17 protein-coding genes are annotated in these 19973 nt (G+C 72.2%); 10 read left to right on the forward strand and 7 right to left on the reverse strand.

Annotation, left to right across the window (positions count from 1 at the left end; all coding sequences use genetic code 11):
- Window positions 1-5 precede the first annotated feature (5 nt).
- From IE177_RS29675 to IE177_RS29690, 4 genes are all read left to right on the forward strand, one after another.
- Complete coding sequence (locus tag IE177_RS29675) at window positions 6-1025, forward strand: agmatine deiminase family protein (protein WP_190018559.1); 1020 nt, start codon at window positions 6-8, stop codon at window positions 1023-1025.
- 44 nt (window positions 1026-1069) lie between these two features.
- On the forward strand, window positions 1070-1699 hold the full coding sequence (locus IE177_RS29680; protein WP_190018560.1) for a TetR/AcrR family transcriptional regulator: 630 nt from the start codon (window positions 1070-1072) through the stop codon (window positions 1697-1699).
- 439 nt (window positions 1700-2138) lie between these two features.
- Window positions 2139-3749, forward strand: a complete 1611-nt coding sequence (gene cimA, locus IE177_RS29685) for a citramalate synthase (protein WP_190018561.1) — start codon at window positions 2139-2141, stop codon at window positions 3747-3749.
- A 13-nt stretch (window positions 3750-3762) separates the two neighbouring features.
- Window positions 3763-4188 carry a VOC family protein gene (locus IE177_RS29690; RefSeq protein WP_190018562.1) on the forward strand — a complete coding sequence of 142 codons (426 nt, stop codon included), beginning with the start codon at window positions 3763-3765 and terminating at the stop codon, window positions 4186-4188.
- On the opposite strand, the gene IE177_RS29695 is transcribed toward IE177_RS29690, so the two are convergent.
- The 3 genes from IE177_RS29695 to IE177_RS29705 are packed head-to-tail and all read right to left on the reverse strand — an operon-like array spanning window position 4189 to window position 7219.
- Window positions 4189-4791 (reverse strand): GOLPH3/VPS74 family protein, encoded by a 603-nt coding sequence (locus IE177_RS29695; RefSeq protein ID WP_190018563.1) that lies wholly within the window; start codon window positions 4789-4791, stop codon window positions 4189-4191.
- Between the two features lie 54 nt (window positions 4792-4845).
- Window positions 4846-5334, reverse strand: a complete 489-nt coding sequence (locus IE177_RS29700; protein ID WP_229816333.1) for a hypothetical protein — start codon at window positions 5332-5334, stop codon at window positions 4846-4848.
- Between the two features lie 16 nt (window positions 5335-5350).
- On the reverse strand, window positions 5351-7219 hold the full coding sequence (locus IE177_RS29705; protein ID WP_190018564.1) for a lectin: 1869 nt from the start codon (window positions 7217-7219) through the stop codon (window positions 5351-5353).
- Window positions 7220-7376: 157 nt separating this feature from the next.
- Here IE177_RS29705 and IE177_RS29710 point away from each other — a divergent pair, with 157 nt between their 5' ends.
- Both IE177_RS29710 and IE177_RS29715 read left to right on the forward strand, forming a co-directional pair.
- Window positions 7377-10388, forward strand: coding sequence for a glycoside hydrolase family 3 protein (locus tag IE177_RS29710; RefSeq protein WP_190018565.1), 3012 nt, complete (start codon window positions 7377-7379; stop codon window positions 10386-10388).
- Window positions 10389-10447: 59 nt separating this feature from the next.
- Window positions 10448-11827 (forward strand): hypothetical protein, encoded by a 1380-nt coding sequence (locus IE177_RS29715; protein WP_190018566.1) that lies wholly within the window; start codon window positions 10448-10450, stop codon window positions 11825-11827.
- Window positions 11828-11839: 12 nt separating this feature from the next.
- Here IE177_RS29715 and IE177_RS29720 read toward each other — a convergent pair whose 3' ends face one another.
- Entirely contained in the window at window positions 11840-12046 is a 207-nt protein-coding gene (locus tag IE177_RS29720; protein WP_190018567.1) for a DUF397 domain-containing protein, read from the reverse strand.
- Window positions 12043-12864 (reverse strand): helix-turn-helix domain-containing protein, encoded by an 822-nt coding sequence (locus IE177_RS29725; RefSeq protein WP_190018568.1) that lies wholly within the window; start codon window positions 12862-12864, stop codon window positions 12043-12045. Before IE177_RS29725 ends, IE177_RS29720 begins: the two co-directional genes overlap by 4 nt.
- A gap of 112 nt (window positions 12865-12976) precedes the next feature.
- Here IE177_RS29725 and IE177_RS29730 point away from each other — a divergent pair, with 112 nt between their 5' ends.
- Entirely contained in the window at window positions 12977-13456 is a 480-nt protein-coding gene (locus tag IE177_RS29730) for an ATP-binding protein (RefSeq protein ID WP_190018569.1), read from the forward strand.
- Here IE177_RS29730 and IE177_RS29735 read toward each other — a convergent pair.
- A complete protein-coding gene (locus IE177_RS29735; protein ID WP_190018570.1) occupies window positions 13410-14126 on the reverse strand; it encodes a TetR/AcrR family transcriptional regulator C-terminal domain-containing protein in 717 nt (238 codons plus the stop codon). The genes IE177_RS29730 and IE177_RS29735 overlap by 47 nt on opposite strands.
- Before the next feature lie 189 nt (window positions 14127-14315).
- Between IE177_RS29735 and IE177_RS29740 the strand changes: the two genes are divergently transcribed.
- Window positions 14316-15920, forward strand: a complete 1605-nt coding sequence (locus tag IE177_RS29740) for a CocE/NonD family hydrolase (protein WP_190018571.1) — start codon at window positions 14316-14318, stop codon at window positions 15918-15920.
- A 58-nt stretch (window positions 15921-15978) separates the two neighbouring features.
- Here the strand turns inward: IE177_RS29740 and IE177_RS29745 are convergent, their stop codons facing one another.
- Window positions 15979-16590 carry a YceI family protein gene (locus IE177_RS29745; protein WP_190018572.1) on the reverse strand — a complete coding sequence of 204 codons (612 nt, stop codon included), beginning with the start codon at window positions 16588-16590 and terminating at the stop codon, window positions 15979-15981.
- Between the two features lie 236 nt (window positions 16591-16826).
- On the opposite strand from IE177_RS29745, the gene IE177_RS29750 reads away from it, so the two are divergent.
- The gene (locus tag IE177_RS29750) at window positions 16827-17342 is read left to right on the forward strand and encodes a hypothetical protein (RefSeq protein WP_190018573.1); all 516 of its coding nucleotides are present in this window, start codon (window positions 16827-16829) and stop codon (window positions 17340-17342) included.
- A 28-nt stretch (window positions 17343-17370) separates the two neighbouring features.
- Window positions 17371-19677 (forward strand): polysaccharide lyase 8 family protein, encoded by a 2307-nt coding sequence (locus IE177_RS29755; protein WP_190018585.1) that lies wholly within the window; start codon window positions 17371-17373, stop codon window positions 19675-19677.
- Window positions 19678-19973: the final 296 nt, after the last annotated feature.

Below are 19973 nucleotides of genomic sequence, written 5' to 3' on the forward strand. Positions count from 1 at the left end.
TGTTCATGACCTACCGCATGCCCCCCGAGTGGGCTCCGCACGAGCGCACCTGGATGGCCTGGCCGGGCCCCAACCCGACTTTCGGCGACGCCGGGGAGCTGGCCGCGGCCCGCGCCGCCTGGGCGGCCGTGGCCCGCGCGGTGCGCCGCTTCGAGCCGGTGACGGTGGTGCACGGGCCCGGCCAGGGCGACTCGGCGCGCGAGCTGCTCGGCCCGGACGTCGAACTGGTCGAGCGCCAGCTGGACGACGCGTGGATGCGCGACATCGGCCCGACCTTCGTCCTGGACGAGGAGGGCCGGCCGGCCGCCGTGGACTGGGTGTTCAACGGCTGGGGCGGCCAGGACTGGGCCCGCTGGGAGCACGACTCCAAGATCGCCCGCCAGGTCGCGGACCTGGCCGGGGCCCCCGTGCTGAGCAGCACCCTCGTCAACGAGGGCGGCGGGATCCACGTCGACGGCGAGGGCACCGTCCTGCTCACGGACACCGTCCAGCTCGGTGCCGGCCGCAATCCCGGCTGGACCCGCGAGGAGGTCGAGACGGAGATCCACGCCAGGCTCGGCACCAGGAAGGCGATCTGGCTCCCGCACGGGCTGGCCGGCGACTACGGCAGGTACGGCACGCAGGGCCACGTCGACATCGTGGCGGCCTTCGCCCGCCCGGGCACGGTCCTCGTGCACAGCCAGCGGGACCCGGCCCACCCGGATCACGACCGCTCCCGGACCCACCTGGAGATCCTGCGCGGCCGGACCGACGCCGTGGGCCGGCCGCTGGAGGTGGTCGAGGTGCCCGCCCCCACCGTCCTGAAGGACGAGGAGGGCGACTGGGTCGACTACTCCTACATCAACCACTACCTGTGCAACGGGGGCGTCGTGCTGTGCGCCTTCGACGACCCGAACGACGAGGTCGCGGCCGGTGTCTTCCGCCGGCTGTTCCCCGAGCGGGAGGTGACGCAGGTGGACGCCCGTACGATCTTCGCCAGCGGCGGAGGCATTCACTGCATCACGCAGCAGCAGCCGAGGGGCTAGCGGAACCAGTCGGCGGACCCGACCAGAGGAAGCAGGAGCGGCAGATGGCCGGTGCGGCACGGACGCGGAGGAACGCGCCGCCCCGCGAGGAGGTCCTGGCCGTCGCCATGGACATGATCGCCGAGCGTGGTCTGGAGAAGCTCACCATGGCGGCGCTCGGCCGCGAGGTCGGCATGAGCAGCGGCCACCTGCTCTACTACTTCCACTCCAAGGACGAGCTGCTGCTGCGGACCCTCGAGTGGAGCGAGGGCCGGCTCGGCGCCGAGCGCGGCCGGCTGCTCACCCGGAACGCACCGGCCCGCGAGCGGCTGGCCGCCTACGTCGACCTGTACGTCCCCGACGGCCACCGCGACCCGCACTGGACGCTCTGGCTGGAGGTCTGGAACCGCTCGCAGAACGCCGACGACGACGCGCGCGCCCGGCAGGCCGCCATCGAGGGCGCCTGGCACCGCGACCTGGTCGCCCTGATCGCCGAGGGCGTCTCGCGCGGCGAGTTCCGGGAGGTGGACGCGGACCGGTTCGCGACGAGGGTGCGTGCGCTGCTGGACGGGTTCTCCATCCACGTGGCGATCGGGTTGCGCGGCACGGACCGCGGGCAGGTGCTCGCGCACGTGGGGGAGTTCATCGCCGAGACGCTGCTCGTGCCGGGGGCGGCCGGTGCGGCGTCGCCGTAGGGCGGGTCGCTCGCGGGCGGCTGCGGGTCCGTCGTGGCCGGTCGCGCGGTTCCCCGCGCCCCTGGGTGGGAGTGGTGCGGTCGGCTCCATGGCGTCCCCCTGTCCCCATGGCGCCTCACCGCGGCCGGGCGTCCAGCGTGAGGACCGTATCGTGAGACACCCGGTCGGGCGGGGGCGGGTTTGTGCCAGACTGCCCCCGTGCTCACGTTCGCCATGATTATTGGCAGCAGGCGCGCCGGTCCGCAGTGACCACCTCGTACGACCAGGTGCGGGTGCTCACCGTCGTCCTCGACCCGCGCGCAGACCTCTCGCACCCGCGAGGGGTTTTTTCGTTTTCCGGCCCACCAGCAGCCGGTGGCGGAGCGCGAGGGAGTATGGGGGGACGGTGGAGCCGGTCATTCCGGTAACACCGATGAACCACAACAGGAGCCTTGAGACCATGACCGAGACGGCAACCAGCGAGCTCGACGACTCGTTCCACGTCTTCGACACCACGCTGCGCGACGGTGCGCAGCGCGAGGGCATCAACCTCACCGTCGCGGACAAGCTCGCCATCGCACGGCACCTGGACGACTTCGGCGTGGGCTTCATCGAGGGCGGCTGGCCCGGTGCGAACCCGCGCGACACCGAGTTCTTCTCCCGTGCGCAGGCGGAGATCGACTTCAGGCACGCCCAGCTGGTCGCCTTCGGCGCCACCCGCCGCGCCGGAGCCAAGGCCGCCGAGGACCCGCAGGTCAGGGCGCTCCTGGAGTCCGGCGCCCCGGTGATCACCCTGGTGGCCAAGTCGCACGACCGGCACGTGGAACTGGCACTGCGCACCACGCTCGACGAGAACCTGGAGATGGTCCGGGACACGGTGTCCTACCTGCGCGAGCAGGGCCGCCGGGTGTTCGTCGACTGCGAGCACTTCTTCGACGGCTACCGCGCCGACCCCGAGTACGCCAAGGCCGTCGTCCGCACCGCCTCCGAGGCCGGCGCCGACGTCGTCATCCTGTGCGACACCAACGGCGGCATGCTCCCCGCCCAGGTCCACGCGGTCGTCTCCACGGTCCTCGCCGACACCGGCGCCCGGCTCGGCATCCACGCCCAGGACGACACCGGCTGCGCGGTCGCCAACACCCTCGCCGCCGTCGACGCCGGCGCGACCCACGTCCAGTGCACGGCGAACGGCTACGGCGAGCGCGTCGGCAACGCCAACCTGTTCCCGGTGGTGGCGGCCCTGGAGCTGAAGTACGGCAAGCGGGTGCTGCCCGAGGGCCGGCTGCGCGAGATGACGCGCATCTCCCACGCCATCGCCGAGGTCGTCAACCTCACCCCCTCCACCCACCAGCCCTACGTCGGCGTCTCCGCGTTCGCGCACAAGGCCGGCCTGCACGCCTCCGCGATCAAGGTCGACCCGGACCTGTACCAGCACATCGACCCGGAGCTGGTCGGCAACACCATGCGGATGCTGGTCTCCGACATGGCCGGCCGCGCCTCGGTCGAGCTCAAGGGCAAGGAGCTGGGCATCGACCTGGGCGGCGACCGCGAGCTGGTCGGCCGGGTCGTGGAGCGCGTCAAGGAACGTGAACTCCAGGGCTACACCTACGAGGCCGCCGACGCCTCCTTCGAGCTCCTGCTGCGCGCCGAGGTCGAGGGCAGGCCCCTGAAGTACTTCGACGTCGAGTCCTGGCGGGCCATCGTCGAGGACCGCCCCGACGGCTCCCACGCCAACGAGGCCACCGTCAAGCTGTGGGCCAAGAGCGAGCGGATCGTCGCCACCGCGGAGGGCAACGGCCCGGTCAACGCCCTGGACCGCGCCCTGCGCGTCGGCCTGGAGAAGATCTACCCGCAGCTCGCCCAGCTGGAGCTGGTCGACTACAAGGTCCGCATCCTGGAGGGCAAGCACGGCACCCACTCCACCACCCGGGTGCTGATCTCCACCTCGGACGGCTCGGGCGAGTGGGCCACGGTGGGCGTGGCCGAGAACGTCATCGCCGCCTCCTGGCAGGCGCTGGAGGACGCCTACACGTACGGCCTGCTCCGGGCGGGCGTGGAACCGGCGCGGTAGGCACAGTGGAGGCATGACCTCCGACACCGCTGACGGGCTGTCGCGGGCCCGCGTGACGCCCCGGCTGCCCGCACGGGACCTGGACCGGGCCCGCCGCTTCTACGCCGGCAAGCTCGGTCTGGAGCCCGTCGACGAACGCCCCGGCGGGCTGCTGTACCGGTGCGGCGGGACCGACTTCGTCGTGTTCCGCTCCACCGGGGCCTCGCCCGGCACCTTCACCCAGATGGCCTTCGAGGTGGACGACCTGGACTCGGTCGTGGCGGACCTGCGGCGGCGCGGGGTGGTGTTCGAGGACGTGGACGCCCCCGGGTTCCGCACCCGGGAGGGCGTCGCCGAGATCGAGGGCAACTACCCGAGCAAGGGCGCGCGCGGGGAGCGCGCGGCCTGGTTCCGGGACAGCGAGGGCAACCTGATGGGCATCGGGCAGCCGACGCGGTAGTCAGGGCGCGCGCCAGATGTTGTCGAAGGCCACGTTCTCGATGCGCCGCCGCTCACGCACGGCCGCCAGCTCGGTCACCGCGTCGCCGACCGCCAGCAGCACGGTGACGACGGCCTCGTCGCCGGGCTCCGCCGCGGCCGGCCGGTCGCCCTGGATGCCCAGCGTGGCCGCGAGGCCGGCCAGGACGGGCTCGTGGGACCACCAGCGGTCGGCGGCGTGCCGCCGGGCGGGGGTGTCCGCCCGGGTCTCGTCCCCGCCGCGCAGCGGCAGCAGGCGGCGCCGCTTCCCGGTGAGCAGGCCCTCGGCGTCCAGCACGTCGCGGTAGGCCGTGGCCAGGCCCTCACCCCGCCGCCACAGCCAGTCCTCGACCGTCTCGTACGGCTCCCGCCGCACGAGCGCGGCCCCCGCCTCGTCCAGCAGCCGGTCGCCCGTGGTCAGCACCGGCCCCGGGACGATGCGCTCGCCGTCCAGGACGAGGGCCCGCGCGCCGAGGAGGTCGATCAGTTCGGCCCCCGCGAGCGCCAGCGACAGGTCACCCTGCTCGACGGGACGGTCGCCGGGGACGTCCAGGCCGACGAGGAACAGATCCTGCGGTGTGGTCATACCACCACCATGGTCCGCGGGCGCCCGATCCGCAGCCCGCCACACCGCCCGCCGTCAACAGGAGTCCGCGGCGAGCCGTTCGAACTCGGCGAGGCTCATCGCCCGGCCGTCCGCCCACACCCGGCCGGGCCCGAGCCGCGCGATCTGCTCGGTGGTGAACTCCACCACCGCGTTGTAGGAGTCGCCGGTCACGTAGTGCCCGAACCCGAGGACGTAGCGGTGCCGGGGCAGCAACCGCCGGGCGCCCCGGTGCCGGGCCTTCCAGTCCTCGGGCGGCGCGAACAGGGGGAAGCCGGTGTCGCCGTGCAGCCCCTTCTTCCGTGTGTCCCACCCGGTGGTGACCGGCCCGTCCCCGGCGCCACGCGCCCGCCCCTCCAGGTAGGGGCCCCGGTAGGCGTCGTCGCCGCACGGCCGCAGCACCGCGTACGGAGTCCCGTCCGCCCCGGCCCGCACACCCGCGAGCGGCAGGTCGACGGCGCCGCAGCCGCTCAGCAGCAGCATCCCGCCGACGATCCCCGCCGCCACGGCCCCCGTGTGTCTCATGTCCCCTCGAACCGCCCTACCTCAGAGTCCATTTCTGGTTGGCGGCCCCCGTACACGACCAGATCTGCGCCCTTGCCCCGTTCGCCGGCGAGTTGTCCGTGACGTCGAGGCACTTGTCGGCCGCCGTGTTCACGACATCACCGGTGGAGGCGTTGTACGACCACCGTTGGGCACCGGTTCCGTTGCAGTCGTACAACTGCACCTTGGCCCCGTCGGCCGTCGAACCGGACGTCACGTCCAGGCACTTGCCGAGCGCCTGCAGGGAGCCGTCGGCCTGGACGGTCCACTGCTGGGCGGCGGTGCCGTTGCAGTCGTAGAGCTGCACCGCCGTTCCGTTCGCGCTCGAACCGGCCGCCACGTCCAGGCACTTGCCGCCCAGTCCGGTGAACGAGCCGCTCCGGCCGCCACCGCCGGACTGCGTGCCGGACCAGGTGAAGGTGGCCGAGGTCCGGCCGGGCAGCGAGTAGGTGGCGTGCTGCGCACCCCAGTTGACGGTGACCGTGCGCGCCGTGGTGGAGCCGTTGTAGGCGATGAGGGCCTTGCTGCCGTCCGGGTTGCGCCACGCGACGTTCGGCACGGCGGTGGACGCCGTCGAGGCGATCCGCTGGGCGCCGGGGCGGACGAACTTGGTCAGGTGGCCCATGTCGTAGTACTCGACCGTGTAGTCCACGGTGCCGCTCGCGCCGTCCCCGTCGTGCACGGTCACCAGGCCCGTGCAGGTGCCGCAGCCGCCGTTGTGGGGGCCCATGTTCTGGTCCACGGCCAGCGACCACTTGGTCACCGACTTCGCCCAGTTGCGGGTGTAGTCGATGATGTCGCCCATGTCCTCGCGCTGCTGGTCGGCGATCCACGTGCCGCCGGAGTGCTCGGTGCCGAAGGCGTCCAGCGCCGGGTACCGGTTGTGCACGGTCGTCTGCTCGGCGACGTCGCCGCCGTAGCCGTGCCAGGCGATCCCGCCGAAGTTGGGGTGGTCGCGGACCGCCGGGTCGTCCACGGTCTGGGCGGCGTAGGCGTCGTAGACGTCCCAGTTCCAGTCGTGCGCCAGCACCTTGGTGGAGAGGCCGGCGGCCTGGAGCCTGGGCAGCAGCTCGCTCTTGGTGAAGTAGGCCAGCCCGCTCGCGTTCCAGCTCATCGAGGGGTAGCCGGAACAGCAGGTCGGCTCGTTCTGCGCGGTGACGTAGGAGACGTCGATGCCCTGGTCCCGGTACCCCTGGAGGTACTTCACGAAGTAGGCGGCGTAGGCCCCGTAGTCCTCCGCCTTCAGCCAGCCGCCGTTGAGGGAGCCGCTGTCCTTCATCCAGGCCGGCGCCGTCCAGGGCGAGGCCATCACCGTCAGCCTCGGGTTCAGCTGAAGCGCCTGCCGGGTGAGCGGGACGACGTCGGCGAGGTCGTGTGCGAGGGAGAACTTCGCCAGCCCGGGGTCCGTCTGCCCGGCGGGCACGTCGTCGTACGTGTAGCCGTGGCGGGCGAGGTCGGAGGCGCCCATCGGGTTGCGCAGGAAGGACAGCCCGATGCCCTCCGTCGGCGAGAACAGCTTGCGCATGGTCGCGTCCCGGGTCGCCTGGGACAGCGCCCCGCTGCTGTTCAGCAGCCAGGCCGCGGTGTCCGTGAAGGAGGCGCCGCCGCCGGTGAAGGTCTGGTAGCGGGTGTTCTCGTCGACGGTGATGTTCTCGCCGCCGCCACCCGTTCCGGACAGGAAGGCGAACGGCGTCTGCGCCTGAAGTCCGCGGACGACGTGCCGTCCGGCGGAGTCGTCGGTGGTGGTGAGCCAGGCCGTGACCTGCTCACCGGCCGCGTGCGCGGAAGGTGAGCCGAAGGTCGTGAGTCCGGCGGTGGCCAGCAGGCCGGCGAGGAGCAGCCGGGCCGTGCGCAAGCGTCTTCTCATGGTGCGTCGCCCTTCTGGGGAGAGCCAACGTTCCTGGTGTGGGGGGATTTCGCGCCCGGGCCGTCCTGATGTGCCGTCTTGACGGGCCACTGGGCCCCCAGTTAACTCATGTCGTGAGCTAAGCCATGAGTGAACCACGAGAGCCGAGGGAAGGTCCATGCGAAGAACCGCCCTGCTCGCCTCCGCCGCACTACTGGCCGGTCTGCTCCCCTGGGCGACCGCGCAAGCCGCCGACGACCCCCCGCCCGTCCCCGTCGACCGCTTCGAGGGAGAGGTCCCCTTCGCCTCCCAGCCCGCCGAGGGCATCTTCACCTGGGGCGGCGACACCGACGACCCGCCCGCCCTCCGGCTCGACGCACGCACCGACGCCCCCGAGGGTGCCAAGGTCCTCGCCGGCACCTACGACATCAGCGGCTACGGCGGCTTCACCCACGACTACGCGGCCGCCGGGCCCGCGCACGACTGGTCCGCCCACCGGGGCATCCGCTTCTGGTGGGAAGGCCAGGACAACGGCGGGAAGATCGCCTTCGAGATCAAGGACGGCGGCGCGAACGGCGAGGCCTCCGAGCTGTGGACGGCGTCCTTCACCGACGACTTCACCGGCTGGAAGCAGATCGAGATCCCCTTCGGCGACTTCACCTACCGCACCGACTACCAGCCGGTCGGCGGCATCGACCACGTCCTCGGACTGACCGGCATGTGGGGCTACGCCGTCACCCTCCCCGCCGGCGCCAAGGGCCGCTTCGCCATGGACGGCGTCGAGCTGTACGGCAGGGCCGACCAGTCGCTGCGCGCCGCCGTCACCACCGACGAGGCCGTCCACCCGGTGAAGGAGGGCGGCACCGCCCGGATCGAGATCACCCTCGCCACGACCGGCTCCGCACCGGTCGACCAGCCGGTGACCGTCCGCTACGAGACCGGCGGCGGCAGCGCCGACCCCGGCAAGGACTACACCCCCGTCTCCGGCACCCTCACCTTCCCGGCCGGCACCGCCTCCGGCACCACGCGGGCCGTCGAGGTGCCCACCCGCAGGGACGGGGCGGCCGAGCCCGCCGAGACCATTCCCCTGAAGCTCACGGTCACCGGGGCGAAGGCCCCCGCCGAGAACCCCCAGGTCGTGATCGACGCCCACGGACTGCCCTACCTCGACGCCCGGCTGCCGGTGCGCAAGCGGGTCGCCGACCTGCTCGGCCGCATGTCCGTCCAGGAGAAGGCCGGCCAGATGTCCCAGGCCGAGCGCGGCGCCGTCACGGCCCCCGGCGACATCGCCGGCTACGCCCTCGGCTCACTGCTGTCGGGCGGCGGCTCCACCCCCACGCCCAACACCCCGGAGTCCTGGGCGAAGATGATCGACGCCTTCCAGCTCCGCACCCGGACCACGCGCTACCAGATCCCGCTGGTCTACGGCGTCGACGCGGTCCACGGCCACAACAACCTCTCCGGCGCCACGGTCATGCCGCACAACATCGGCATCGGCGCGACCAGGGACCCGCGGCTCGCCGGCCGGACCGGCGCGGTGACGGCCGCCGAGGTCCGCGCCACCGGCATTCCCTGGGACTTCGCGCCCTGCCTGTGCGTCAGCCGAGACGAACGCTGGGGCCGCTCCTACGAGGCCTTCGGCGAGGACCCGGCGCTCGTCGAGTCCATGGAGACCGTCGTCCAGGGTCTCCAGGGCCGCGCGGACGGCAGCGACCTCGACCGCGGCGACAAGGTGCTCGCCACCGCCAAGCACTACCTCGGCGACGGCGGCACCGGGTACGGCTCCTCGACCACCGGCACCTACACCACCGACCAGGGCGTCACCGAGGTCACCCGCGAGCAGCTGCGGGACCTCCACCTGGCCCCGTTCCGCACGGCCGTCGAGCGGGGCGTCGGCACGGTCATGCCGTCCTACTCCTCGCTGGACATCGCCGGCGACGGCAAGGGCGCGGTGAAGATGCACGCCCGCGGCGACATGATCAACGGCGTGCTCAAGGACCGCCTGGGCTTCGACGGCTTCGTCGTCAGCGACTGGAACGCCATCGACCAGCTCCCCGGCGACTACGCGGCCCGCGTCCGCACGGCCGTCGGCGCGGGCGTCGACATGATGATGGTGCCGTACTCCTACAAGGAGTTCACCGCCACACTCACCGACGAGGTGAAGGCGGGCCGGATCAGCGAGGACCGCCTCGACGACGCCGTCTCCCGCATCCTCACCCAGAAGTTCCGGCTCGGCCTCTTCGAGCACCCCTACGCCGACACCTCCGGCGCCGCCGCGATCGGCTCCGCCGCCCACCGGGAGGTCGCCCGCCGGGCGGCCGCCGAGTCGCAGGTGCTGCTGAAGAACGAGGGCGCGGTACTGCCGCTGAGGAAGAGCGAGAAGGTGTACGTCGCCGGTTCGAACGCCGACGACGTCGGCAACCAGAGCGGCGGCTGGACCCTCACCTGGCAGGGCTCCTCCGGGAACGTCACCCGCGGCACGACGATCCTGCAGGGCATGCGCGAGGCGGGCGGTGACGTCACCTACTCCAAGGACGCCTCCGCCCCCACCGGCGGCTACGACGCCGGCGTGGTCGTCGTCGGCGAGACCCCCTACGCGGAGGGCGTCGGAGACGTCGGCAACGGCCACGACCTCCAGCTCTCCCCGGCCGACAAGGCCGCGGTGGACAAGGTGTGCGCGGCCATGAAGTGCGCGGTGCTGGTCGTCTCCGGCCGCCCGCAGCTGATCGGCGACCGGCTGGACGGCATCGACGCCCTGGTGGCCTCCTGGCTGCCCGGCACCGAGGGCGGGGGAGTCGCCGACGTCCTCTACGGCAAGCGACCCTTCACCGGACAGCTGCCCGTCACCTGGCCCCGGTCCGAGACGCAGCTGCCGATCAACGTCGGCGACGCGTCGTACGACCCGCAGTTCCCCTACGGCTGGGGCCTGACCACTCTCACCCACACTCCCAAGGGCGGTGCGGCCGCACTCCGCGCCCTGACCACCGCCGCGACGGCAGCCGAACGGGCGGGCGCCGACCGGACCGGACGCGAGCTGGTGAACCGGGCCCGGCTGCTCGTCCAGGGGAAGGTGGGTACTGGGATCACCGAGGCGGTGGCGAAGCCCTTCGCCGACGCCGACCATCTGCTGCTGACCGGCCGGTACGGAAAGGCGGTGGAGAAGCTGGCGGAGGCCTACCGGGCGGCGTGAGCCACCTCTTCGATCGGCTCATATGAGTTACTTTGGGGGGCTTCGGGTACTTTCAGAGGATGAAGGCCGTCCTGCGGATCCGAAGCCTCCCGCTCATGCTGCTGGCCGCCCTCGCCATGGTGGCGGCGACCACCTTCGCCCCGCGCGCCGCGGCGGAGACCAGCGTCTCCACCATCGCCCAGGCGCTGCGCAGGAGCCCCGTCTACGTCGACCCGGCGGCCTCGGCCCAGCTGTCGAAACCGGACGCCGACGCGCTGGCGAAGAAGATCAAGGACGCGAACAAACCCCTGTTCCTCACGGTCCTGCCCGGCGGCTACCCGACGGCGAACCTCTTCGCCGACCTCCGCACGGCGACCGGCGTCACCGGCCTGTACGGCATCCGCCTCGGCGACCGCTTCGACGCCCGTGCCGACTCCTCCGTCATGTCGCCGACGGCCCGGCGGAACCTGGTGAGCAGCGTCCAGGGCGAGGACACCGCGACCCAGCTGAACGACTTCACCGACCGCGCCCTGGCCAACATGGGCGGTCACGCCCCGAGGAGCTGGGGCGGCTCGGACGGGGGCAGCGGCCCGTCGAGCACGGCGCTGATCACCGCCGGCGTGGTGGTCGTGGCCGGGGGCGCGGGCGCGTACGCGCTGGTCCGCCGCAACCGCCGCCGCCGTGAGGACGAGCAGCGGGCCGCCCTCGACCGCCTGCGGGTCGTCGTGGACGAGGACATCACCGCCTTCGGCGAGGAACTCGACCGCCTGGACTTCCGGCCCTCGGAACCGGGTGCCGACGACGCGATGCGCGCCGACTACGAACGCGCGCTGGACGCCTACGACACGGCGAAACAGCGCATGGCCGAGGCACACAGGCCGGAGGACGTCCGCCCGGTCACGGAGGCCCTGGAGGACGGCCGCTTCGCACTCACCGCGCTGGCCGCCCGCCGCGAGGGCCGCCCGCTCCCGCAGCGCCGGCCGCCCTGCTTCTTCGACCCCCGCCACGGCCCCTCGGTCACCGACGCCACCTGGACCCCGCCCGCGGGTGCTCCGCGGCAGGTCCCGGTCTGCGCCGCCGACGCCACCCGCCTGGCCGACGGCCGCGACCCGGTGATCCGCGAGGTCGACACCGACTACGGCCGCCGCCCCTACTGGGACGCCGGCCCGGCCTACGGCCCCTGGGCCGGCGGCTACTTCGGCGGCGGCATCCTCCCCGGCCTCCTCGTCGGCACCGTGCTCGGCAGCATGATGGCCACCCCGTCGTACGGGGCGTACTACGGCACCGGATACGGGGACTTCGGGGACGGTTACGGGGGCGACTTCGGCGGAGGTTACGAGGGCGGCGACGTGTCCGGCACGGACTTCGACCCCGGCGACTTCGGGGGCGGGTTCGGCGACGGCGGGGGGTTCGACGGAGGAGGGGGCGGCGGGGGAGGGGACTTCGGAGGCGGGTTCTAGGGGCAGCGAGTTCTAGCGGCAGAGACGGTGAACGAACTCGCGCCAGGTGGAGGGAGACAGGGCCAGGGTCGGGCCGGTGGGGGACTTGGAGTCCCGGACGTGGACGGTGGCGGGGGTGGTGGCTACCTCCAGGCAGTCGCCGCCCTGGCTGCCGCTGTAGCTGGATTTGAACCACGCCAGGTTGTCCGAGCTGCTGTGCTGTCGCGCTGCGGTGTTCATGACTCTCCTAGCAGTCCATTCAAGAGGCGCACGCTCTCGTCCGGAGAGAGGGCCTGAGACCGCAGCATTCCATACTGAAGGTGATAGTCGCTGACCTCATCCAGGTCATCGACGAGGAAGCTCGCGCGCTGTACTTCCAGGTACACCAGGCGCTCGTGATCCGGGGTTTCGAGGAGAACCATGGGGCCGTCGAGGCAGGCGTGTGGCGTCCGGCCCATGGGCATGATCTGCATGCTCATGTGAACCGGCTCGGTGTACTCCAGAATCTGCCGGATCTGCCTGCGCGTGATGTCCGGGCCGCCGACCTGGCGCCGCAGGACGGCCTCCTCCAGGATGAAGTGAGCCACGGGCGGCTGCTCCCGCTGCCAGACCAACTGCCGGTCCATGCGCGTGTTCACCCACTGCTCGGCGGTCTCGGTCCCCTGGGCCGGATACCGGTAGTCGAAGACGGCACGGCAGTAGTCCCGCGTCTGCAGCAGCCCCGGAACCACCAGGCTCTGGTACGACATGATGCTGACCGCTTCCTGCTCGTGCTCCACGAGTCCCTGAGCGAACTGAACGACCCTCTCCCGCACGGGCATCCTGTCCACCAGCACGGCCAACGCCCCACCCGTGCCGAGAAGCTGGTCGAACTGGTCGGCCCGGTCCGGCTGGAGAGCCAGCCGTCCCTGCTCGACGGACCGCACGGTGTCCACGTGGACGCTCGCGACCTCCGCGAACCGCTCCTGGGTGAGGCGCGCCTGCCTCCGGTAGTGGGCGACGAGCGCGCCGATCGCCTGCCACGAACCGACCTTCTTGGGCTTCTTGGCCGAGTGCATGCCGGACCCTTTCCCCCGTTCGCCCCGGAAGTCCTCGTAGTGGACTCGTAGTGATGAGAACTACGACCTCACTCATTGGCCCACTCTAGTCACGCACCGTGACACTCGCGCCATGAACGTGGAACTCCAACACCCCTACACCCGCGAGGCGTTCTACCGCCGTGACCGCAGGTCGGTCGGGCGGGCGAGGGACTTCGCCCGTGCCGCCCTGTCGGACTGGCGGATCACGGCGCGTGCCGACGACGTACTGCTCTGCGTGAGCGAACTCGCGACCAACGCCCTGCTGCACGGCGTCCCGCCCGGCCGGGGTTTCGGTCTCCGCCTGGCGCACCACCCCGACGGAGCCCTGCGTGTCGAGGTCCACGACAGCGGCGGCGGCGAGGTGCGGGTCCAGGTCCCCGACCGGTCACCGGAGTCGGAACACGGCCGGGGCCTGCTGCTGGTGGCGGCACTGGCGGACGAGTGGGGGGTGGGTGAACGGAACCCGGGGAAGGTCGTGTGGGCGGAGTTCGACAGTGACCGCGGGGAAGCCGCCGGCTTCCTGGTCAGCCGGCGGCGAGGCCGTCGAGCAGGCGGTCGAGGAACCGGGTGAACGTGGCTTCGGGGCTCAGGGGACGTCCGGGGGCGGCGAGGGCTTCGGCCAGTTCCGGGTGCTGGCCGTCGGCGGCGACGGTGGCGAGGTAACGGGCCTCGGCCGCGGCCCGGTCCGGGGAGCGTGAGGCCGCGCCCTGCGCGATCTCGTGGGCCACGTGCCCCGCCACGAACGCGGTGAGCTGGGCGAAGACCTCCAGCTTCGCCGCGCCGTCCAGTCCGGTGGGCCGCAGGACGGCGAGCGCGTGCTCCAGGAAGGCCAGCGTGTTGGGGCCCGGTACGCGGTGGGTTGACAGGGCTGCGGGCAGCCACGGATGCCGGAGCATGTGGGCGCGCTGGAGGTGCGCGATGGTCCTGAGATCGGCACGCCAGTCGCCGCTGGGCGCGTCCGCCACCGGCAGTTCGCCGCTGACGTGGTCGACCATCAGCTCCAGCAGGGTGTCCTTGTCGGGGGCGTAACTGTAGAGCGACATGACGCCTGCCCCGACCTCGGCGGCCACCCGCCGCATGGTGACCGCTTCGAGTCCTTCCGCGTCCGCCAGGGCCACGGCCGCCGCGGTGATCGCCTCCCGGCTGAAGGAGGGCCGGCGGCCCCTTCGGTGCGCGGTCGGGCGCAGCCAGAGCTGCTCGGGGTCGACGCCCGCGGCACCGGACTTTCCGTCACCGGTCACGTGCCCGCACTCCTTCCCCTGGTCGTGGTCGGCGGGTCGGCCCTTGCGGAAACCATCCAAGCATCCTCTATTCTCGTACGAGGTACGAGAATAGAGGGGGAAACGATGCCGACGCCATCACGCACGCCCGGAAACGGGACCAGGCCGGCCTGGACGCCGCCTGCCGCGAGACCACCGCTGTCGTCGCGGATGCTGAGGTCGACCTGGCGGGGCCTGCCCGCGAAACGGCACGAGGCCGGATGGGAGCCGGGGCTGGTGGCGCCGGCCGCCGACGGCAGCCCCCTGGTCACCGACCACTATTTCCCGCGTGCGGAAGGGGACTTCCCGACCCTGCTGATCCGCTCGCCCTACGGCCGGGGCCTGCCGTGGTCTCCCATGTACGGCCTGCTCTTCGCCGAACAGGGCTTCCACGTGGTCCTGCAGAGCTGCCGCGGCACCGGCGGTTCGGGCGGCGCGTTCGACCTCTGGCGCCACGAGGCCGCGGACGGCCTGGCCACGGTGTCCTGGCTGCGCGGGCAGCCGTGGTTCGACGGCACCCTGGGAACCGTCGGCCCCAGTTACCTGGGCTACGTGCAGTGGGCGCTCGCCCTGGAACCGCCGCCGGAGCTGAAGGCGATGGTGGTGCAGGTGGGACTGCACGATCCCCACGCCCTGTTCCACGCCGGCGGTGCGCTGCACCTGGAGACCGCCCTCGCCGTCGCGGCGACCATGACCTACCAGCACCAGGGCATGGCGGCCTTCCTGCGGGCGACGCTGCGCCTGCAGCGCCGCCTGGGCGCCGCCACCACCGCGCAGCCCCTGCGCGGTGCGTACGTGTCGGCCCTCGGGGGCCAAGTGCCGTGGCTGGACGATGTGATGAGCTATCCGGACGCCGAGGACGCCTACTGGCGCGGCGCGTCGACAGCGGAGTCGGCGGAGCGGCTCCGTGTGCCCACGGCCCTGATCGGCGGGTGGCACGACGTGCTGGTCGACCAGACCTTCGGGCAGTACGAACGGCTGCGCCGGGCCGGATGCGAGACCAGCCTGCTCGTCGGCCCCTGGACCCACACCTCCGCCCTGCAGCAGGGATGGCCCGAGGTGTTCGCGGAGAGCCTCGCGTGGCTGCGCGCCCACCTGTGCGACGACCCCGGCGGCCTGCGTCCCACCGCGGTGCGCGTGCACGTCGGCGGCGAGGACGCGTGGCGGAACCTGGACGACTGGCCGGCCACACCGGCCGCCACCTCCTGGTACCCCGCCCCGGGCGGGCATCTCGTCCGGCAGGCCCCCACGGACCGCGCGCCGCTGACGTCGTTCCGCTACGACCCGGCCGATCCCACTCCGTCCGTCGGCGGCCCGCTGCTCTCCCGCACCGCGGGCCCGCGCGACAACGGCACCTTGGAGGCCCGGGATGACGTTCTGACGTTCACCGGTCCGCCGCTGACCGAGCCCGTGGACGTCCTGGGGCCCGTCTCCGCGCGGCTGAGCGTCTCCTCGGACACCGGGCACGCCGACGTCTTCACACGCCTGTGCGACGTGGACGCGCAGGGCCGCTCCGTCAACGTCTGCGACGGGCTGGGCCGGCTCCGGGCAGCAGCGAACGCGCCTTCGGAGATCACCGTGCCGATGAGCTCGACCGCCCATCGCTTCGCCGTCGGACGCCGCATCCGCTGGCAGATCAGCGGCGGCGCCCATCCGCGCTACGCCCGCGGTTCCGGCACCGGGGAACCGACGGTGGACGCCACCACTCTCACGCCGGTGCGCATCACGGTCCACACGGACTCGGCGCTGATGCTCCCCCTCGGCGGGCCCGGGTGATTCCACCACCGCGGCCGAGGGGGGAAGACGGCTTCGGCGGAATCGGCGGGTCCGGCCGTCACGCGTTCTTGATCGCCGAGATGTCGAAGTTCAGCTTGATCTTGTCGGAGACCAGGACGCCGCCCGTCTCCAGCGCGGCGTTCCAGGTCAGGCCCCACTCCGAGCGCAGCAGCTCGGCCTTGCCCTCGAAGCCGACGCGCTCGTTGCCGAAGGGGTCCTTGGCGGCGCCGTTGAACTCCAGGTCGATGGTGATCGGCTTCGTGACGCCGAGCAGGGAGAGGTCGCCCGTGATGCGGTAGTCGTCGCCGCCGAGGGACTCCGCCTTGGTCGAGCGGAAGGTCATGGCCGGGAACTCGTCGATCTTGAAGAAGTCGGACGACTTCAGGTGCCCGTCCCGGTCGGCGTTGCCGGTGTCGATGCTCTCCATCTTGATGTCGAGGGTGGCGGTGGACTCGGCGGGGGAGGCGCCGTCCAGGTGCAGCGTGCCGGTGAAGTCCTTGAAGCCGCCCTTGACGTTGGTGACCATGGCGTGGCGGGCCACGAAGCCGATCGTGGTGTGCGCCGGGTCGATCGTGTAGTCGCCGGTCAGGGCGGTCAGGTCGGGACCCGCGGCGGCCGGGGCCGGCGTGGTCTCGGCGGGATTGCTGTCCTTGCGGCCGAAGATGCCCATGTCCTGCTCCTTCTCAACTCGTCCAACTGTCTGTTGAACGTTCAACGAACTCAACGACTCCGACCGTAGACCTATTCCGTTCGGTATTCAACATCATCCGCACCATGTTTCCCCCGACACGCACAGTAGCCACGCACGCCCTCTGGCGGACGCGCGTAGACCTCGGGCACCATCTCCTTGCGCCACCTGCACAGCCGTCCCACAGCACGCACGGTCCCCCGCAGGAAGGTCTCCCCATGAAGGTCACCCAGGCCCTGAAGGCCCGCCCCCTCCTGACCGCCCTCGCCCTCGTCGTCGCTCCCGGCGTCGCCGTCGTCGGCACGGCCACCGACGCCTTCGCCGTCACCAAGATCAGCCACGCCACCGCCACCCAGATGTTCCGCAACGTCGGCATCACCTGGTCGTCCTCCGGCAACTGCTCCGACCGCTACAACTCCACCTGTACGTCGTTCGAGCAGCTCAACCTCCCCACCGCACAGGGCGCCCAGACCCTCAGGCAGGCGAGCGGCTGCGGCCTGAACATCACCGGCGGCACCGAGACCGGTCACGCCTCCGGGACCTACTCGCACTGGAACGGCTACAAGCTCGACTACGGCAAGAACACCTGCGTGACCGCGTACATCAAGAACAACTTCACCTACATCGGCCTGCGCGGCGACGGCGCCCCGCAGTACAGGTCCGGCTCCGGGAACATCTACGCCGACGAGGGCAACCACTGGGACGTCCTGTACTACAACTGCGGCGGCTGCTGAGCGACGGGAGAGGGCGGTGACCGGCCCCATGGGCATGACCCGGCGCGCGCTGCTGCTGGCCGCCGCCCTCGTCCCCGTCCTGGCGCCCGGCGCCCGGGCGGCCGGCGATCCGTACGGCGACCTGCGCCGGCGCTGGCTGGCCATCGCCCTGGGGGACGGGTACGACCCGGGCGCCGAGCCGTACGCCTCCCGTCTCGCGCAACTCGGTTCACTGGCGCGCGACTTCAGTGCCACCATGGCGCCCGCGCCCGGCTCGCTGTGGACCGGTCACCCCTTCGACCCGCCGGCGGGCATCACCTTCAGCTACGGCCGCCTGTGGACCATGGCCCAGGCCTACGTCCAGCCCGGCACCGGCACCACCGGCGACCCGGGCCTGCTGGCCGCCGTGCTGCGGGGCCTGGACCACCTCTCCGCCACCGTCTACAACCCCTCCACCAGCCGCTACGGCAACTGGTGGGAGTGGCAGATCGGCAGCCCCCGCCTGCTCATGGACATCACGGCCGCCCTGTACGAGCGGCTCGGCGACGACCGGATCGCCGCGGCGTGCGCGGCCGTCGACCACTTCATCCCGGACACGACGCTGACGGACTACTCCGGCACCTCGACCGGCGCCAACCGCGTCGACCTGTGCCGGTCCGTCGCCCTGCGCGGCGTCCTCGGCCGGGACCCGGGCCGCCTCGCCCTCGCCCGGGACGCCCTCTCGCCGGTCTTCCCGTACGTCACCCGGGGCGACGGCCTCTACGCCGACGGCTCCTTCGTCCAGCACACCTGGGTGGCCTACTCGGGGACGTACGGTCAGGTGCTGCTCGACGGTCTCGGGCGGCTGTTCGCCCTGCTCGCCGGGTCCCCGTGGGAGGTCACCGACCCCGCCCGGAGCAACGTCCTGGACGGCGTCGAGCACGCCTACGCGCCGCTCATCCACGACGGGCTGGTGATGGACTGCGTCAACGGCCGCGCCATCAGCCGTGGTTACCTGCGCAGCGAGGACCTGCACGTGATGCGCGGCGACCACTACCACGGGCAGAACCTGATCGCCGCCGTCGCCCTGCTCGCGGGAGGTGCGAGCGAGGCGGAGCGGCAGCGGTGGTACGGCCGGATCAAGAGGTGGATCGAACGGGACACGGTCACGCCCCTCCTGACCGCCCCTCAGTTCGCCGTCGCCGACCTCGCCCGGCTGCACGCCGTCGCCGGCTCGTCCGTCCCGGCGGCCCCGGAACGCCTCGGCCACCGGCTCTTCCCGGCGATGGACCGCGCCGTCCACCGCGGCCCCCGCTACACCGCCGCGCTCTCCATGGCCAGTGACCGGATCGCCCACTACGAGTGCGGCAACGGGGAGAACCCGCGCGGCTGGCACACCGGATCCGGCATGCTCTCCTGGTGGCCGCAGGGTGCCCGGTCCGATCAGTACACCGACTGGTACTGGCCGACCGTCGACTGGTACCGGCTGCCCGGCACCACGGTGTCGACCAGGCGGCTGGCCGACCGGGCCGGCGGCGAGTGGGGCGCTCCCAAGCCGGACGTCCGCTGGGTCGGCGGGACGACGGACGGCCGGTACGCGGCCGTGGGCCAGCATCTGAAGGGCCTCGGCTCCACCCTGGAGGCACGCAAGTCCTGGTTCTTCCTGCCCGACGCCGTGATCTGCCTCGGCGCGGGCATCAGCTGCGCCGACGGCGTCCCGGTCGAGACGGTCGTGGACAACCGCAACCTGGGTGAGGGCGGCTCCCCGGCCCTCGTGCGCGGCCGGACGTGGGCCCACCTGGAGGGGCACGGCGGGTGGGTGCTGCCGCGCGGGGGCGAGCTGCACGCCCTGCGCGAGGACCGCACCGGGGCCTGGGGCGACATCAACGCCGACGGCGCGGGGGAACGGCGGACCCGGCGCTGGCAGACCCTGTGGCTCGACCACGGCACCGACCCGGTGGACGCCGCATACGCGTACGTCCTGCTGCCCGGCGCCTCCCGCGCCGAGACGGCCGCCCGGGCCGCCGACCGGCACTGGCTGTCCGTCCTGGCCAATGACGCCGCCTGCCAGGCCGTCGCCGTGCCCCGCGCGGGCCTGACCGGCGCCTCCTTCTGGCGCGCCGGTACGGTGGGGGACCTGACGGCGTCTGCGGGCGCGAGCGTGCTGGTCGTGCGCCGGGGCCGGAGAGCCACCCTCTGCGTGAGCGAGCCGCCCCGCACGGGCGAGCCGCTGGAGATCGTCTGGGACCGCCCGGTGCGTGCGGTGGAGCGGGCCGGTGACGGCGTGGAGGTGCTGTCGGCGGACCGCCGTCTGAGGGTCCGTGTCACTCCGGGGATGGCATGCGCCACACATGAATGTGAGGTGGTGCTCGGGTGACCGGTTTGTGGGACACATACAACGCTGGTGCCTCCTGAGCAGTCGGAACGGCTGCACAGTGCCATGGTTCTGTTCACTGGCACCAGGAAAACGGGCCGGAGACTGTACAGAGTCGACGGCTCGCTTTCCTTGGTCTCCTTCGTAAGGTCGCTACATGACCGTTTTGGAAGAGACGACGGGTGAGCCGGCCGGCGAGCCGACGGACGCGCGCGGACGGGTCGCCGAGCTGCACACGATTCGTGCGCAGGCCGTGGCGGGTCCCAGCGAGAAGGCGACCGCGGCACAGCACGCCAAGG

Source organism: Streptomyces lucensis JCM 4490, assembly GCF_014650035.1.
In the GTDB taxonomy this organism is placed as follows: Bacteria; Actinomycetota; Actinomycetes; order Streptomycetales; family Streptomycetaceae; genus Streptomyces; species Streptomyces lucensis.